Source organism: Streptomyces sp. CBMA152, assembly GCF_014596475.1.
In the GTDB taxonomy this organism is placed as follows: domain Bacteria; phylum Actinomycetota; class Actinomycetes; order Streptomycetales; family Streptomycetaceae; genus Streptomyces.
Map to the genome: position 1 here is coordinate 570,611 of NZ_MECJ01000029.1, position 15,161 is coordinate 585,771.

Annotated in this window: 15 protein-coding genes; 6 read left to right on the forward strand and 9 right to left on the reverse strand. The window is 70.9% G+C overall.

Features of this window, described 5'->3' with window-relative positions:
* Window positions 1–86: 86 nt before the first annotated feature.
* From BG418_RS29715 to thpR, 3 genes are read left to right on the forward strand one after another with little or no spacing between them, the layout of a single operon-like run.
* Window positions 87–530: a MarR family winged helix-turn-helix transcriptional regulator gene (locus BG418_RS29715; RefSeq protein ID WP_188277064.1), complete on the forward strand. Its 444-nt coding sequence runs from the start codon at window positions 87–89 to the stop codon at window positions 528–530.
* Window positions 531–561: 31 nt separating this feature from the next.
* Entirely contained in the window at window positions 562–1,908 is a 1,347-nt protein-coding gene (locus BG418_RS29720; protein ID WP_188277065.1) for an MFS transporter, read from the forward strand.
* Window positions 1,909–1,947: 39 nt separating this feature from the next.
* The gene (thpR, locus tag BG418_RS29725; protein WP_188277066.1) at window positions 1,948–2,517 is read left to right on the forward strand and encodes an RNA 2',3'-cyclic phosphodiesterase; all 570 of its coding nucleotides are present in this window, start codon (window positions 1,948–1,950) and stop codon (window positions 2,515–2,517) included.
* 590 nt (window positions 2,518–3,107) lie between these two features.
* Here the strand turns inward: thpR and BG418_RS29730 are convergent.
* The 4 genes from BG418_RS29730 to BG418_RS29745 form a co-directional block, all read right to left on the reverse strand.
* The gene (locus BG418_RS29730) at window positions 3,108–4,106 is read right to left on the reverse strand and encodes an aldo/keto reductase (RefSeq protein WP_188277067.1); all 999 of its coding nucleotides are present in this window, start codon (window positions 4,104–4,106) and stop codon (window positions 3,108–3,110) included.
* Between the two features lie 62 nt (window positions 4,107–4,168).
* Window positions 4,169–5,179 carry an aldo/keto reductase gene (locus tag BG418_RS29735; RefSeq protein ID WP_188277068.1) on the reverse strand — a complete coding sequence of 337 codons (1,011 nt, stop codon included), beginning with the start codon at window positions 5,177–5,179 and terminating at the stop codon, window positions 4,169–4,171.
* Between the two features lie 60 nt (window positions 5,180–5,239).
* The gene (locus BG418_RS29740; protein WP_188277069.1) at window positions 5,240–5,863 is read right to left on the reverse strand and encodes a Uma2 family endonuclease; all 624 of its coding nucleotides are present in this window, start codon (window positions 5,861–5,863) and stop codon (window positions 5,240–5,242) included.
* Window positions 5,864–6,043: 180 nt separating this feature from the next.
* Window positions 6,044–6,754, reverse strand: a complete 711-nt coding sequence (locus BG418_RS29745; protein ID WP_188277070.1) for an SGNH/GDSL hydrolase family protein — start codon at window positions 6,752–6,754, stop codon at window positions 6,044–6,046.
* Between the two features lie 69 nt (window positions 6,755–6,823).
* Between BG418_RS29745 and BG418_RS29750 the strand changes: the two genes are divergently transcribed.
* Window positions 6,824–7,807, forward strand: coding sequence for a WD40 repeat domain-containing protein (locus BG418_RS29750; RefSeq protein WP_223185547.1), 984 nt, complete (start codon window positions 6,824–6,826; stop codon window positions 7,805–7,807).
* A 31-nt stretch (window positions 7,808–7,838) separates the two neighbouring features.
* Here BG418_RS29750 and serC read toward each other — a convergent pair whose 3' ends face one another.
* Window positions 7,839–8,957 carry a phosphoserine transaminase gene (gene serC / locus BG418_RS29755; protein WP_188277071.1) on the reverse strand — a complete coding sequence of 373 codons (1,119 nt, stop codon included), beginning with the start codon at window positions 8,955–8,957 and terminating at the stop codon, window positions 7,839–7,841.
* Window positions 8,958–9,077: 120 nt separating this feature from the next.
* On the opposite strand from serC, the gene BG418_RS29760 reads away from it, so the two are divergent.
* Window positions 9,078–11,882, forward strand: coding sequence for an FAD-binding and (Fe-S)-binding domain-containing protein (locus BG418_RS29760; RefSeq protein WP_188277072.1), 2,805 nt, complete (start codon window positions 9,078–9,080; stop codon window positions 11,880–11,882).
* A gap of 156 nt (window positions 11,883–12,038) precedes the next feature.
* Window positions 12,039–12,989, forward strand: coding sequence for a DMT family transporter (locus BG418_RS29765; RefSeq protein WP_188277073.1), 951 nt, complete (start codon window positions 12,039–12,041; stop codon window positions 12,987–12,989).
* Here BG418_RS29765 and BG418_RS29770 read toward each other — a convergent pair.
* The 4 genes from BG418_RS29770 to BG418_RS29785 all read right to left on the reverse strand — a co-directional run bounded on the left by BG418_RS29770 (window position 12,931) and on the right by BG418_RS29785 (window position 14,979).
* Window positions 12,931–13,281: a hypothetical protein gene (locus BG418_RS29770; RefSeq protein WP_188277074.1), complete on the reverse strand. Its 351-nt coding sequence runs from the start codon at window positions 13,279–13,281 to the stop codon at window positions 12,931–12,933. The two genes, BG418_RS29765 and BG418_RS29770, sit on opposite strands and share 59 nt — an antisense overlap.
* Window positions 13,282–13,343: 62 nt before the next feature.
* Entirely contained in the window at window positions 13,344–14,192 is an 849-nt protein-coding gene (locus tag BG418_RS29775; protein ID WP_188277075.1) for a Scr1 family TA system antitoxin-like transcriptional regulator, read from the reverse strand.
* A gap of 24 nt (window positions 14,193–14,216) precedes the next feature.
* The gene (locus BG418_RS29780; RefSeq protein ID WP_188277076.1) at window positions 14,217–14,747 is read right to left on the reverse strand and encodes a DUF6879 family protein; all 531 of its coding nucleotides are present in this window, start codon (window positions 14,745–14,747) and stop codon (window positions 14,217–14,219) included.
* Window positions 14,719–14,979 carry a hypothetical protein gene (locus tag BG418_RS29785; RefSeq protein ID WP_188277077.1) on the reverse strand — a complete coding sequence of 87 codons (261 nt, stop codon included), beginning with the start codon at window positions 14,977–14,979 and terminating at the stop codon, window positions 14,719–14,721. Before BG418_RS29785 ends, BG418_RS29780 begins: the two co-directional genes overlap by 29 nt.
* Window positions 14,980–15,161 lie beyond the last annotated feature (182 nt).

Here is a 15,161-nt window from a genome sequence, read left to right on the forward strand (position 1 = left end):
CCCCGCGCGTCACTTTCCGGATGTGTCTCACTCGTATGGGTGATGCGAGTGGTATTTAGCCAGAGTAATGAGTTAGTCTAATGAACATGTCTGACCTGTCCCACGGCAGTGACGCCGACGTCGCCGCCGTGAACTCCCTGCGCTCCGCCGTCATGCGGCTGAGCCGACGCCTGAAGCACCAGCGCGTCGACGAGTCGCTGAGCCCCACCGAGATGTCGGTGCTCGGCACCCTTGCCCGCTGCGGTTCGGCCACCCCCGGTGAGCTGGCCCGCAAGGAGCACGTCCAGCCGCCGTCGATGACCCGCATCGTGGCGCTGCTGGAGGCGAAGGGCCTGGTCAGGCTGGAGCCGCACCCCGACGACCGCCGCCAGAAGGTGGTCAGCCAGACCGAAGAGGCCGAGGCGATGCTCGAAGAGAGCCGCCGCAAGCGCAACGCCTGGCTGACGACCCTCGCGGAGGGCCTGGACGAGGACGAGTGGGCGAAGCTGCGCGCCGCCGCACCCGTACTGGAGAAGCTCGCACACCTGTGAACTGACTGCGCACGCTAGGAGGCGAACCCCTTTGAGTTCGGGATCCGGAGCAGACTCCGCCCCCGCACCGATACCCACCCACGACACGGCTGCCGCCGGCAGCAGACGAGGGACGTTCTCCTCCCTCGCGATCCGCAACTACCGGCTGTTCTTCTCCGGTGCCATCGTCTCCAACATCGGTACGTGGATGGCGCGGATCACCCAGGACTGGCTGGTCCTCCAGATCACCGGCTCCTCGGTGGCGGTGGGCATCACCACCGCCATGCAGTTCCTGCCGATGCTGCTCTTCGGGCTGTACGGCGGAGTCATAGCGGACCGCTTCGCCAAGCGGACCATCCTCTTCGTGACCCAGAGCGCGATGGGCCTCGGCGGCCTGTTCCTGGCGGCCATGACGCTGTCGGGCCACGTCCAGGTCTGGCACGTCTATCTGACGGCGTTCTTCACCGGCCTGGTGACGGTCGTCGACAACCCGACCCGCCAGTCCTTCGTCTCCGAGATGGTCGGCCCCGACCAGGTCCGCAACGCGGTCAGCCTGAACTCGGCGAACTTCCAGTCGGCCCGTCTGGTGGGCCCGGCGGTGGCGGGTGCGGTGATGGCGGCGGTCGGCCCCGGCTGGGCGTTCCTCGCCAACGGCCTCTCGTTCCTGGCCCCACTGACGGGCCTGGCCCTGATGCGTACGGCGGACCTGCGCCCCACGAAGCTGGCGCGGCGCGGCAAGGGCCAGCTGAGGGAGGGCCTGGACTACGTGTCCAAGCGCCCCGAACTGATCTGGCCGATAGTCCTGGTCGGCTTCATCGGCACCTTCGGCTTCAACTTCCCGATCTGGCTGAGCGCGTTCGCCCGCGACGAGTTCCACGGCGGATCCGGGATGTACGGCCTGTTCAACAGCCTGATGGCCATCGGCTCCCTGATGGGCGCGCTGCTCGCGGCCCGCCGGGGTACGACGCGGCTGCGGCTCCTCGCGGGGGCGGCGGGCGCGTTCGCGGTCCTGGAGATGGCGGGAGCCTTGGCACCGTCGATGACGCTGTTCGTGATGCTCCTGATCCCCATCGGCATCCTCGGCCTGACGGTGAACGTCACGGCCAACGCGTCCGTCCAGATGGCCACCGACCCGGAGATGCGCGGCCGGGTGATGAGCCTGTTCATGATGGTCTTCACCGGAGGCACGCCGCTGGGCGGCCCGCTCTTCGGCTGGCTGACGGACGCGTACGGCGTACGCATCAGCCTCGCGCTCGGCGGTCTGATCTGCGCGGTCGCGGCGGCGGGGGTCGGCCTGATGCTGGCGCGCGCGGCGAACCTGCGGCTGAAGGTGGACCTTCGGCGGGGGCGGCGGCATGTGGAGTTCGTCCCTCGGGAGAGGCTGGCCACGGCGGCGTAAGGGACGCGGGGAGTGTGGGGCCGGGGCGAGACTGGTCCCATGAGACTCTTCGTAGCCGTACTGCCGCCCCGGCCACAGCTGGCCGAACTGGGCCGGGCCGTCGACGAGTTGCACGGCCTGCCCGGCGCGCACGGATTGCGCTGGGCGGGCCGCGACGGCTGGCACCTCACGCTCGCCTTCCTCGGGAACGTGGACGAGGCGGTGCTGCCGGACCTGCACGCCCGCCTGTCCCGGGCGGCCCACCGCACGCCCCCGTTCGAGGTACGCCTGCACGGGGGCGGGCGCTTCGGGGACAAGGTGCTCTGGGCCGGGGTCGCGGGCGAGCTCGACGCTCTGCGGCTGCTGGCGGAACGCGCCGACGCGGCCGCGCGCCGGGCGGGCATCGCGATGGAGGAGCACCGCCGCTACACCCCGCACCTCACCCTCGCCCGCAGCCGCGGCGGCGCGGACCTGCGCCCGTACGCGTCGGTGCTGTCCTCCTTCGAGGGCACGGCGTGGCAGGCGTCCGAGCTGGCACTGGTCCGCAGCAACCTCCCGACGGAGGGGGTGGCGGGGGCGCAGCCCCGGTACGAGGCGGTGGGGAGGTGGCCGCTGGGGCCGGGCGCGTGACGGGGTCCGCGCGGGTGTTCGTTACGCTCATGAGCGTGAACCCGAAGACCAGGAACCGGATCATGGCCGGTGTGCTCGTGCTGATGTTCGTCGTAGTGGCGGTGGCGGCGGCACGCGGCTAGTCAGTTTCCCCCCACCCCGCCCGTTCCCTTAACCCTCCGGGGGTGGGTGGGGGTTGAGGTGCGTTTCCCGGGGGCTCCGCCCCGGACCCCGTCGCGGGGCCTGCGGCCCCTGCACCCCACTTCGGGGCTCCGCCCCGGACCCCGGTCTTCGGCTGCGGGCTGTCGTGGGCTGGTCGCGCAGTTCCCCGCGCCCCTGAGGAGGGCCCGAAGGGCCCATCAAGGGGCGCGGGACTGTGACATTTGCGGCTCCGCCGCGTGGGCGCGAGCAACCCAGCACGATCCGCAGAAAAACGGGGCCGCGGGCGGAGCCCCGAAGCGGTACAGGGGCACGACCTCCGCCGGGGGTTCCGGGGGCGGAGCCCCCGAGGGGGTGCAGGGGCGCAGCCCCGCCTGGCCCGAGAAACCGCCCTTACCCACCCCCACCCCCGGAGGGTTTAGGGAAGGGGCGGGGTGGGGCCCACCACTGGGCTACCAGGCGAACGCCTCCGGGGACGGGCCCGGGCCCGGGAAGATCTCGTCCAGGCCCGTCAGGACCTCCTCGCTCAGCTCCAGCTCCACCGCCCGCAGTGCCGACGCCAGCTGCTCGGCCGTGCGCGGGCCGACGATCGGGCCCGTCACGCCCGGACGGGTCAGGAGCCACGCCAGGCCGACCTCCCCCGGCTCAAGCCCGTGCTTGGCCAGCAGGTCCTCGTACGCCTGGATCTGACCCCGTACCGCCGGATCCGTCAGCGAGTCCGCCGCGCGGCCGCTCGTGGACCGGGCGCCGCCGCCCTCGCGCTCCTTGCGCAGGGCGCCGCCGAGGAGCCCGCCGTTGAGCGGGGACCACGGGATGATCCCGACGCCGTATTCCTGCGCCGCCGGAATGACCTCCATCTCGGCGCGCCGCTCGGCGAGGTTGTACAGGCACTGCTCGCTCACGAGCCCCAACCGCCCGGTCCGCGCGGCCACTTCATTGCCCTGCGCAATCTTGTACCCGGGGAAGTTCGACGTGCCCACATACAGCACTTTCCCCTCCCGTACGAGTACGTCCATCGCCTGCCAGATCTCCTCGAAGGGGGTCTGACGGTCGACGTGGTGGAACTGGTAGATGTCGATCCGGTCCGTGCCCAGCCGCTTCAGGCTGGCCTCGACCGAGCGGCGGATGTTGACCGCCGACAGCTTGTCGTGGTTCGGCCAGGCGGGGGCGCCGTCCGCGGCCATGTTCGCGTACGCCTTCGTGGCCAGGACCGTCTTGTCGCGGCGCCCGCCGCCCTGGGCGAACCAGCTGCCGATGATCTCCTCGGTGCGGCCCTTCTCGTTGCCCCACCCGTAGACATTGGCGGTGTCGAAGAAGTTGATGCCCGCGTCCTGCGCGGCGTCCATGATGGTGTGGCTGGCGGCCTCGTCGGTCTGCGGGCCGAAGTTCATCGTCCCGAGGACGAGTCGGCTGACCTTGAGTCCCGTGCGTCCGAGCTGCGTGTACTTCATGAGGTCCTAGCGAACGCCTTGAAGTGCGCTCCAAGCAAGCACCGCCCCGCGTTCACCACGCCCTACCAGGCGAACGCCTCCGGCGACGGGCCCGGCCCCGGGAAGATCTCGTCCAGCCCCGCCAGCACCTCCTCGCTCAGCTCCAGCTCGACCGCCCGCAGCGCGGATGCCAGCTGCTCGGCGGTACGGGGACCGACGATCGGGCCCGTGACCCCCGGCCGCGTGAGCAGCCACGCCAGCCCCACTTCCCCCGGCTCAAGGTCGTGCTTGGCGAGCAGGTCCTCGTACGCCTGCACCCGCGCCCGTACGACCGGATCGCCGAGCCCGGCGGCGGCCCGCCCCGACTTGATACGCGCCCCGTCCCCCGCCCGCTCCTTGCGCAGCGCACCCCCGAGCAGCCCCTGGTGCAGCGGGGACCACGGGATGATCCCGACGCCGTACTCCTGCGCCGCCGGAATCACGTCCATCTCGGCGCGCCGCTCGGCGAGGTTGTAGAGGCACTGCTCGCTGACCAGCCCCAACCGCCCGGTCCGCGCGGCGACTTCGTTGCCCTGCGCGATCTTGTACCCGGGGAAGTTGGACGTGCCGACGTACAGGACCTTCCCTTCCCGTACGAGTACGTCCATGGCCTGCCAGATCTCCTCGAAGGGGGTCTGACGGTCGACGTGGTGGAACTGGTAGATGTCGATGTAGTCGGTCCCCAGGCGCTTCAGGCTGGCCTCGACCGAGCGGCGGATGTTGACCGCCGACAGCCTGTCGTGGTTCGGCCAGGCCGGAACGTTCCAGGGCGTGCCGTCCTGGACCATGTTCCCGTACCCCTTGGTCGCCAGAACGGTCCTGTCCCGCCGCCCGCCCCCGCGCGCGAACCACGACCCGACGATCTCCTCGGTGAACCCCTTGCGTTCGGCCACGCCGTAGATGTTCGCGGTGTCGAAGAAGTTGATGCCCGCGTCCTGCGCGGTGTCCATCAGCCGGTGGCTCTCGGCCTCGTCGACGAGCCCGCCGAAATTCATCGTGCCGAGGACGAGTCGGCTGACCTTGAGTCCGGTGCGTCCGAGCTGTGTGTACTCCATGGGACACCAGCGAACGCCTTGAAGCGCGCTCAAAGCAAGGGAGTTGGGGCGGGTGAGTGCTCAGTCCCTGGGGAAGTCGTCGGTGGTGAGGGTGAGGTCCACGGCCGTCTCCTTCAGGTTGACCTCGGCCCCGAAAACGATCGTGAGATCGCAGATGTAGTCGCCTTCCTTGGGCTGGGTGTAGACGTGGCAACGGCCGACGTACGGATCGACGACGAGGTAGACGGGCACGCCGGAGGTGGCGTAGGCGGTCTTCTTCGGGCCGTAGTCGTTGGCGGCGGTGTCTTTGGAGATGACTTCGGCGACGAACTCGACGTCTTCGTGGAGCCAGTGACCTCTAGCGTTTTGCTGTGCGCCGTCACGGAGTTTGGCCACGTCCGGACACAGTCCGTTGAGGCGCCCGGGAAAGTCGATGCGTTCGTCCGAGGCCACGGCTACGTCCATGCCAAATCGGTCTTCCAGCGCCCGGACGATCCTGCGAATGATCTGCCAATGCACGTGTCGTTGCGGCGACATATGGATGGCCCCCTCGACGATTTCCACCCTGTAACCCTCGGGGACGGGCATCTTCGCGAGCCGCTCGAACAGATCGTCCAAAGTGCTCGTGTCGTCGCTGTCGGCCATCTCGATCCTGTCGGTCTCTGGGGGCCCCTCCCACGCCCTTAAGGCAGTGGGGGAGGTCATCGTGGCGCTCCTCCCCGGCTGTCGCTGCCCGGCAGCCAGCCACCCGGTACAACGATACGCACGGTGACGAGGACACGGGGTATCGAACTTGTGTTGCGTGAGCCCGGAACGCGATCAGGCTCCCCCGAACCAGCTCGACGCGGCCAAACGGAACGCGTCCGGGGGGCGACCCTGCGGTACCTACACGCTGTCGACCTTCGCCAACCGGCTGACCAAAGCCGGGGCGTAAGGGCCGCCCAGCCCCCACGCCTGATGCATCGCGTCCGCGAACGCCGCCGCGAGCTTGTGCTCGCCGGATGCCGCCGGGTGCGTACCGTCGTACGTGTCGTGGTGGATGTCGTACGACGGCGGGACCGAGGCGAGGAGCAGGGGCGAGGACGGCGAGTCCAGGTCGGCGACCGCCTTCGCGAGGAGTTCGTTGAAGCGGGCGACCTCGGCGGCGAAGGGGGCGTCCGTGTCGGCCCGTACGTTCGGTATGACCGGGAGCAGGACCATGCGTATCGATGGGTTTGCCGTCCGTGCCTGCGCCACGAAGCGGCGGACGTTCTCCGCCGTCTGCCCGCTGTCCGTGTAGAAGCCGAGGTCGATCAGGCCGAGCGACACCAGCAGGATGTCCACCCCCGCCGCCGCCTCGCCGATCAGCGGCGCCATGTGGAGCCAGCCCTCGCCCCACCCGGAGAGGTGGCGCCGGGCGTCGGCCGGGAAGGACGGGTCGCCGTACTCGTACGACACCGGCGCCCCGGCCGTCGTGTCGAACAGCTCGGTGCGCGGGCCGACGATCTCGTACGGGCCGTCGAAGGACGTGCTCAGGTGCTGCCACATCCGATAGCGCCAGGTGAAGTCGCCGGCGCGTCCGATGGTCATGGAGTCGCCGACGAACATGAAACGCATGGGGTCATGATGGCGGATCACTTGGAGGGCCTTCGAGGGGCTGCGACGTGACGATGGACACTTGGGGGCATGCGTTTCCCGATGTTCCCGATGTCCTCGCTCCTTCGGGCCTCCGTCGTCGCCGGGCTCCTCCTGTCGGCCGCCGGTGCGCCCGCCGCCGCCGACGACGACGGCGGGTTCACCATCAAGGACCCACGGATCAAGGAATCCAGCGGCCTCGCCGCCAGCCGCGCGCACCCGGGCATCTACTGGACGCACAACGACAGCGCCGACGGCCCGTACGTCTACGCCGTCGACTCCAGGACCGGCGAGACCGTGGCCACGATCACCATGACCGGCATCGGGCGGCCGCGCGACGCCGAGGCCATCTCGATCGGCACCGACGGGAACATCTACCTCGGGGACATCGGCGACAACCTGGGCGGCGCCTGGGACCACGTCTGGATCTACGAGTTCCCCGAGCCCGCCGTGCTCAAGGACGCCACCGTGCGGGCGACGCAGTACGTCGTGAAGTACGCCGACGGGCCGCGCGACGCCGAGTCGCTGATGGTCCACCCGAAGACCGGACGTATCTACATCGCCTCCAAGAAGGAGGGCGGCGGCGGGCTCTACGAAGGGCCCGCGCGGCTCTCCACCTCCGGCACGAACGTGTTCCGGCGCATAGACGAGGTGCCGTGGGTCACCGACGGCGCCTTCTCACCGGACGGGACGAAGCTCGCGCTGCGGGGGTACTACTGGGCCGCCGAGTACGACTGGACCAACGGCAAGCTCGGCGCCCGGCACGCCGTCGAGGCGCCGCTGATGCGGCAGGCGGAGTCCGTCACGTACACGCTCGACGGGAAGGCGCTGCTCTTCGGTTCGGAGGGGGAGTCGAGCCCGGTGGCACGGGTGCCGGTGGTGACCGGGGCGGGCGCCAACTCCCCGTCCGGGAAGGGGAGTTCGTCATCCGACGGCGGCGGATTCCGGAACGGCAACCTCGTGTACGGGGCGCTCGTCTTCGCGGGGGCCACGGCTCTGTGGCTGGGCGGCCGCAGGTTGCTGCGGCGGAAGTAGGGGGGCGGTTCGGTCCGCCCCCCCACTCGCCTCAGAGCTGGTCGATCACGTAATCGATGCAGGCCGTCAGCGCCTCGACGTCCGCCGGGTCGATCGCCGGGAACATCGCGATGCGCAGCTGGTTGCGGCCGAGCTTGCGGTACGGCTCGGTGTCGACGATGCCGTTGGCGCGCAGCACCTTGGCGACCGCGGCGGCGTCGATCTCGTCCGCGAAGTCGATCGTGCCGATGACCTGCGACCGCTTGGCCGGGTCCGTCACGAACGGGGTCGCGTGCTTGGACTCCTCGGCCCAGCCGTACAGGGCGCCCGACGACGCGGCGGTACGGCCGGTCGACCACTCCAGGCCGCCCTGGCCGTTGATCCACTTCAGCTGCTCGTTGAGCAGGAAGAGGGTGGAGAGGGCGGGGGTGTTGTACGTCTGGTTCTTCAGCGAGTTGTCGATCGCGGTCGGCAGGCTGAAGAACTCCGGGATGTGCCGGCCGGACGCGTGGATGCGCGCGGCGCGCTCAAGGGCTGCGGGCGAGAACACCGCGAGCCACAGGCCGCCGTCGGAGGCGAAGGACTTCTGCGGGGCGAAGTAGTAGACGTCGCTCTCGGTGATGTCGACCGGCAGGCCGCCCGCGCCCGAGGTCGCGTCGACCAGGACGAGCGCGCCCTCGTCGGCGCCCGCGACCCGCTTGATCGGGGCGGCGACACCGGTGGAGGTCTCGTTGTGGGTGAGGGCGTAGACGTCGACGCCCGCCTCGGCGGCCGGCTCCGGGTGCGTACCGGGCTCGGAGGCGATCACGGACGGCTCGGCGAGCCACGGCGCGAGCTTCGCGGCCTTGGCGAACTTGGACGAGAACTCGCCGAAGTTCAGGTGCTGCGACTTGTTCTCGATCAGGCCGTGGGTGGCCACGTCCCAGAAGGCGGTGGAGCCGCCGTTGCCCAGGATCACCTCGTAACCCTCGGGCAGGGAGAACAGGTCCCGTACGCCCTGGCGCACTTCGCCGACCAGGTTCTTGACCGGGGCCTGGCGGTGGGAGGTGCCGAGGAGCGAGGTACCGGTGGCGGCCAGGGCGTCCAGCGCCTCCGTCCGCACCTTGGAGGGGCCCGCGCCGAAACGGCCGTCGGCGGGCTTCATGTCAGCGGGAATCTGGATCTCAGCCACGAGCGCAGGGTATCGGCACGCGGGAGAGCGCGCGGCCCGGGTCCACCCCGCGAGACGCGCCGCGAGCCGTGGCCGCCGCGCGCCCGTCTGTGCCGGGTCCCGGCGGGCAGGCTGTTCCCCATGAAGATCCCCAGGGGCGATACGGAACGTACGGGCGATACGGAACGTACTGAGCGGGCGCTGCGCGAGGTCGTGCGCGGGGAGGTGGACTTCTCGGTGGGCGCGCGGGCGCTGGTGACCATGGACGCGTCGAACTACCGGCGGGTGCCGCTCGGGGTCGTGGCACCCCGGGACGCCGAGGACGTCGCGGCGGCGCTCGCGGTCTGCCGGGAGCACGGGGTGCCGGTGGTGCCGCGCGGGGGCGGGACCTCGATCGCGGGGCAGGCGACCGGGACAGGTGTGGTGCTCGACTTCACCCGGCACATGTGCGGCCTGGTGTCGGTGGACGCGGAGGCGCGTACGGCGGTGGTCCAGCCGGGGCTCGTCCTGGACGTGCTGCGGGACGCGGTCCGGCCGTACGGGCTGACCTTCGGGCCCGACCCCTCGACCCACAGCCGGTGCACGCTCGGCGGGATGATCGGCAACAACGCCTGCGGGTCGCACTCGGTGGCGTGGGGGACGACGGCCGACAACGTACGGGCGTTGAGCGTCGTCAGTGGTGGTGGCGAGCTGCTGTGGCTCGGGCAGGGCTGGACCGGCGCTCCTTCTGGTCTCCGGGACTTCGTCGGGCGCAACCTCGCCGCCCTGCGCACCGGCTTCCCGCCGGACCTGCCGCGCCGGATCTCCGGGTACGCCCTGGACGCGCTGCTGCCGGAGCACGGGACCGACCTGGCGCGCGCGTTCTGCGGCGCCGAGGGCACGCTCGGGGTGGTGACCGAGGCGACCGTACGACTGGTGCGGGCGCCGAGGGCGCGGGCGCTCGCCGTGCTCGGGTACGCGGACGAGAGCGCGGCGGCCGAAGCCGCGCCCGCACTGCTGCCGCACGGGCCGCTCACCGTCGAGGGCATGGCCGCCGACCTGGTGCGCGGCCACACCGGGCTGCCGCGCGGCGGGGCCTGGCTCTTCGTCGAGACGGGCGGCGACTCGACGGCCGAAGCGGCCGCGCGCGCACGGGAGTTGACGCGGGTCACCGACCCGCTGGACGCGGCCGTCGTCACGGATGCGGCCGGGCAGCGCGCCCTGTGGCGCATCCGCGAGGACGCGGCCGGGACGGCCACCCGGATGCCGGACGGCAGCGAGGCGTGGCCCGGCTGGGAGGACTGCGCCGTACCGCCCGCGCGGCTCGGCGCGTATCTGCGCGAGTTCCGGGCCCTGCTGCGCGAGCACGGCCTGCGTGGCACTCCGTACGGGCATTTCGGCGACGGCTGCGTCCATGTCCGCATCGACTTCGACCTGATGAGCAGGGTGGGCATCGCGCGGTTCCGACGCTTCTCGGTCGAGCTGGCCGAGCTCGTGGTCGCACACGGTGGTTCGCTGTCGGGCGAGCACGGCGACGGGCAGGCGCGGGCCGAGCTGCTTCCGGCGATGTACGGGGACGAACTGGTCAGCCTCTTCGGCGAGTTCAAGGACCTGTGGGACCCGGCGGGGGTGATGAACCCCGGCATCCTGGCCCGTCCGGCCCGGCTGGACGAGAACCTGCGGTTCGAGGTGCTTCCGAGGCGTCCGGTGGAGGTGGAGTTCGGCTACCGGGACGACGGGGGCGACTTCTCGGCGGCGGTACGGCGGTGTGTGGGGGTGGCCAAGTGCCGTACTACAGACGTCAGTTCAGGGGTGATGTGCCCGTCGTTCCGGGCGACCGGTGAGGAGGCGCACTCGACGCGGGGGCGGGCGCGGCTGCTGCACGAGATGCTGGCGGGCGAGATCGTCACGGACGGCTGGCGCTCGACGGAGGTACGGGACGCGCTCGATCTGTGTCTGTCCTGCAAGGGCTGCCGCAGCGACTGCCCGGTCGGGGTGGACATGGCGACGTACAAGGCGGAGTTCCTGCACCACCACTACCGGGGGCGCCTGCGGCCCGCGTCCCACTACGCGATGGGGTGGCTGCCGCGCTGGCTGCGGCTGGCGGGGCCGTGGGCGCGGGTGATCAATGCGCTGGGACGGGTGCGTCCGCTGGCGGCGTTCGTGAAACGACTGGCGGGGATCGCGCCGGAACGGGCGTTGCCGGTCCTGGCGAGGCGGACGTTGCGGAGGTGGCTGCGGGACCACGACGGCGGCCTCCCGGTCTCGGCGGTGCTCTGGCCGGACACCTTCACGGATCACCTCTCGCCGGAGGTCGGCCGGGCGGCGGTGCGGGTGCTGGAGGCGGCGGGGATCGGGGTGGCGGTGCCGCAGGGGCGGGTGTGCTGCGGCCTGACGTACGTATCGACGGGCCAGCTGACCCGCGCGCGAGCGGTCCTGCGTCGCACGCTCGACGCGATGGAGCCGTTGCTGGCGCGTGACCTGCCGGTCGTCGTCCTCGAACCGAGCTGCGCGGCGGCGCTGCGGACCGATCTGCCGGAGCTGCTGCCGGACGACCCGAGGGCGGCGCGGCTGGCGGCGTCGGTGCGTACGTTCGCGCAGGTCCTTGAGGAGCGCGCGTCGGACTGGGCGCCGCCGGTGGTCGGGCGTCCGGTCGTGGGGCAGACGCACTGCCATCAGCACGCGGTGCTCGGGGACGCCGCCGAGCGGAGGTTGCGCGAGCGGGCCGGGCTGACGGGGGAGCTGAGCGGCGGCTGCTGTGGACTCGCGGGGAACTTCGGCTTCGAGCGGGGCCACTGGGAGGTGTCGCTGGCCTGCGCGGAGGACGAGCTGTTGCCGTCGGTACGGGCGGCGGGGCCCGGCACGGAGCTCCTGGCGGACGGCTTCTCCTGCCGTACGCAGCTGGAGCAGCTGGCCGGGCAGCGGGCCCGGCATCTGGCGGAGGTGCTGGCGGAACACCTGGAGTAGGGACCAGGAGTATCGAGGGCCACTTACACGAGTGCTTACAGTGGAGGGGAACGCGTGATTCCGCTCCCACAGAGAAATGACTGTACGAGCGCGCGGCAATGGTGCAATATTTTATATACCCAGTCCACTGAAGTGAACTAACTCAGGAGTCCCACGGTGACCAGTCCGCGTGCCGCCGCAGAGCCGAACGCCACCACGGCGGCGACCGTCTCCACGCCGGAGGCGGCGGGCGGGCTCGGTGCCGCACGCGGACGCGGGGCGGCGTTCGCGCCGGTGGCGCTGGTGATCTCGGCGGGTGTATCGGTCCAGTTCGGCTCGGCGATCGCCGTGATGCTGATGCCGAGGGCGGGCGCGGCGGGCGTCGTCACCCTGCGCCTGGCGGCGGCCGCGCTGGTACTGCTGGTCATCTGTCGCCCGAAGGTACGCGGGTACTCGCGCGCGGACTGGGGCACGGTGGTCGCCTTCGGCGTCGCGATGGCCGGGATGAACGGCCTGTTCTACCAGGCGGTCGACCGCATCCCGCTCGGCACGGCGGTGACCCTGGAGGTACTGGGCCCGCTGGCGCTGTCGGTCCTGGCGTCGCGCCGCCTGGTGAACCTCGTCTGGGCGGGTCTGGCGCTCGCGGGTGTGGCGCTCCTGAGCGGGGGAGCGGGCTTCGGGTCGCTGGACATCGCCGGGGCGGCGTTCGCGCTGGGCGCGGGCGCGTGCTGGGCGGTGTACATCCTCTTCAGCGCCCGTACGGGCCGACGCTTCCCGCAGGCGGACGGCCTCGCCCTGGCGATGGCGGTCGCGGCGGTGTTGTCCCTGCCGCTGGGGGCGATGGAGTCGGGCGCGAAGCTGCTGGTTCCTTCGACGATCGGCCTGGGCGCGGCGGTGGCGATCCTGTCGTCGGTCCTCCCGTACACCCTGGAACTCCTCGCCCTGCGCCGCCTGCCCGCCCCCACCTTCGCGATCCTGATGAGCCTGGAACCGGCCATCGCGGCCACGGCGGGCTTCCTGGTCCTGCACCAGTCCCTCTCCGCCACGGACGCCCTGGCAATAGCCCTGGTCATCGGCGCGAGCATCGGGGCGGTGCGGTCGCAGGTGGCGCGGGGGCGGGGGGAGTAGCCCAGGGCGGGCCGACGTTCACGACGGTGACGCCGGGCCCGTCGAAGAGCTCGCGTGCGGCCGAGCGGGCCGCTCCCCGGAGTGCCGCCGCCAGCCGCTCGCTCAGCAGCTCCGCCTCGGACGGCAGCAGCATCATGTCGGCGTCGGCCACATGCCGCCCGTCCCGGGCGAGCCACATCGGGACCCGAACGTTCCCGTCCCCGTCCCGGTAGGCGGGCCGACTCGGTACGGGGTCGATGCGCCAGCCTCGCGGAGTGGGGGTGTTGTCGGGGTTCTGCTTTTTGGTGGGCATGGGGTGATGGTTCGCCCGGTCCATGGCGCAGGGCCACTGTCTTGCAGCACCTTGCACCGCGATCACCCGAGTGAGTTAATCGCCTCCGCGATGCGGGCGCGGGCGGCGGCGCCGTAGACGGCGATCTCCGACAGCTGGGCGAAAGCCTTGGCGTACACGGCGATCTCGCTCGGCGCGGACACGTTCACTGCGGCCGTCAGCAGTTCGACGCTCACCCGGTGGTCGTCGAAGACGTAGAACGCCTCCAGCGGCCAGACCCGGCGCGGTGCGGTGAACGGGATGATGCCGAGGCTGACGTTCGGCAGCGCCATGACGGCCAGCAGGTAGCCGAGTTGGCCGGCCATCGTGTCGGCGGTGCCGATGCGGTAGCGCAGGACCGTCTCCTCCAGGAGCAGCGCGAACCGGTGGTCACCTTCGTGGACGACGTGCGAGCGCTCGACCCGGGACGCCGCCGCCTCGGGTGAGTCGTCCGGGGTGTCCTGGAACGCGGCGATCGTCGAGAGCAGGGCGGAGGCGTACGCCTCGGTCTGGAGCATGCCGGGCACGACGTTCGAGCAGTACACGCGGAACAGGCGGGTGCGTTCGTAGAGCGGGACGACCTCCTCTTGCGCCCTGCGCATCCCATGCCGGTGGAGCTTCTTCCAGTGCACCCACATCTCGTCGGCCCGGCGGTTCGCCACCACGAGGTCCGCGGCCTGCTCGGAGGCTCCGCAGGCCGCGCACCAAGCACGGATATCGGCGTCGGACGGTGGCGTCCGAGCGTGCTCGATGCGCGACGACTTCGCGGGGCTCCAGCCGCAGCGAACGGCCAGTTCGTGCCCGGTCAGCTCCGCCTCGACGCGCAGGTCCCGCAGCCGCCCGGCGATCACTTCGCGGGCGGCTTGGGCTCCGGACGAGGGCGAGGCCGACACAGGGGCTCTTGGCGCGTGGTGGGATCAGACCGTGAACTTCTCGTGCGGGACCGCGCGTTCCCACACCGCTTCGAAGGCGGTGGAGACCAGCTGGACGACCTCCGGTTCGGTGCGGACCTCCCACTTCGGGTCGGCCCACTCCCCGTCGCCGGTGAAGTGGTTGAACAGGACCGTCTTCCGGTCGAAGAGCCAGAGGTCGTTCCCCGGCAGGGCCAGGTCGGAGGCCAGCCGCCGGGGCAGCCAGCGGACCTGCTCACCTGCAAGGACGTTGACCCGGGTGATGGCGTGCTCGTACTTGATGTAGTCCGTCACCGGCTCCGACACGATGCGCGCGCGGCGCATGGCGACGCCCCGGCCGACGGTCCTGCGCACCAGGTCGACCCAGGGCGTCCAGCGCTCCGACGCCGGGTCCGTGTCGCACACGCCCGTCTGCTTCCAGGTGTCGAAGTCCTCGGTCTCGTTGCCGACGCCGTACACGTCCCGCATTTCGAGGTGTACGGCCTGGAATTCGGCCGTCTCCACCAGGTCAAAGAAGCCCGGACCGCTCTGCGACATCACACGCCTCCCTCAGCATCGGCACCATACGGAACGGCATTCGTACCACCGATTCGTGCGGCGGAATCCCGGGCGCGTGACCGGGCGCCACGAACGCCGCGCACTCCGCTTCGAGTTCCGTGCCCGGTTTGAAACCCTGGAACACGAACTCCTGCTTGCTCTCGTCCACCCAGACGGTGGGGGAGCCCTCCTGTCCGGTCTCCGGATCGATCCCGATGAACTGCAGTGTCATGTCAGCCTCCCGAGCCGACGGAAGTTACACCGCCTTGCACGAACGACCATCCCGCTACCCCGTCGCCACGGTCAAGGGCGCATTCCGGCAAGGAACTTGACCCACCACACCACCCCGTACGCCCCTGGCAAAAAACAATGCAAGCACGCTTGCTTGTTTTGCGCGCCGCTGCCATGCTCCCG

Excerpts from the sequence above, each read along its gene's own strand:
- BG418_RS29760 (WP_188277072.1), top strand. The coding sequence starts at position 9,078 with ATGAAGATCCCCAGGGGCGATACGGAACGTACGGGCGATACGGAACGT.
- BG418_RS29780 (WP_188277076.1), bottom strand. The coding sequence starts at position 14,747 with ATGTCGCAGAGCGGTCCGGGCTTCTTTGACCTGGTGGAGACGGCCGAA.
- BG418_RS29785 (WP_188277077.1), bottom strand. The coding sequence starts at position 14,979 with ATGACACTGCAGTTCATCGGGATCGATCCGGAGACCGGACAGGAGGGC.
- BG418_RS29750 (WP_223185547.1), top strand. The coding sequence starts at position 6,824 with ATGCGTTTCCCGATGTTCCCGATGTCCTCGCTCCTTCGGGCCTCCGTC.
- BG418_RS29715 (WP_188277064.1), top strand. The coding sequence starts at position 87 with ATGTCTGACCTGTCCCACGGCAGTGACGCCGACGTCGCCGCCGTGAAC.
- BG418_RS29735 (WP_188277068.1), bottom strand. The coding sequence starts at position 5,179 with ATGGAGTACACACAGCTCGGACGCACCGGACTCAAGGTCAGCCGACTC.
- BG418_RS29730 (WP_188277067.1), bottom strand. The coding sequence starts at position 4,106 with ATGAAGTACACGCAGCTCGGACGCACGGGACTCAAGGTCAGCCGACTC.
- thpR (WP_188277066.1), top strand. The coding sequence starts at position 1,948 with ATGAGACTCTTCGTAGCCGTACTGCCGCCCCGGCCACAGCTGGCCGAA.
- BG418_RS29745 (WP_188277070.1), bottom strand. The coding sequence starts at position 6,754 with ATGCGTTTCATGTTCGTCGGCGACTCCATGACCATCGGACGCGCCGGC.
- BG418_RS29740 (WP_188277069.1), bottom strand. The coding sequence starts at position 5,863 with ATGACCTCCCCCACTGCCTTAAGGGCGTGGGAGGGGCCCCCAGAGACC.
- BG418_RS29770 (WP_188277074.1), bottom strand. The coding sequence starts at position 13,281 with ATGCCCACCAAAAAGCAGAACCCCGACAACACCCCCACTCCGCGAGGC.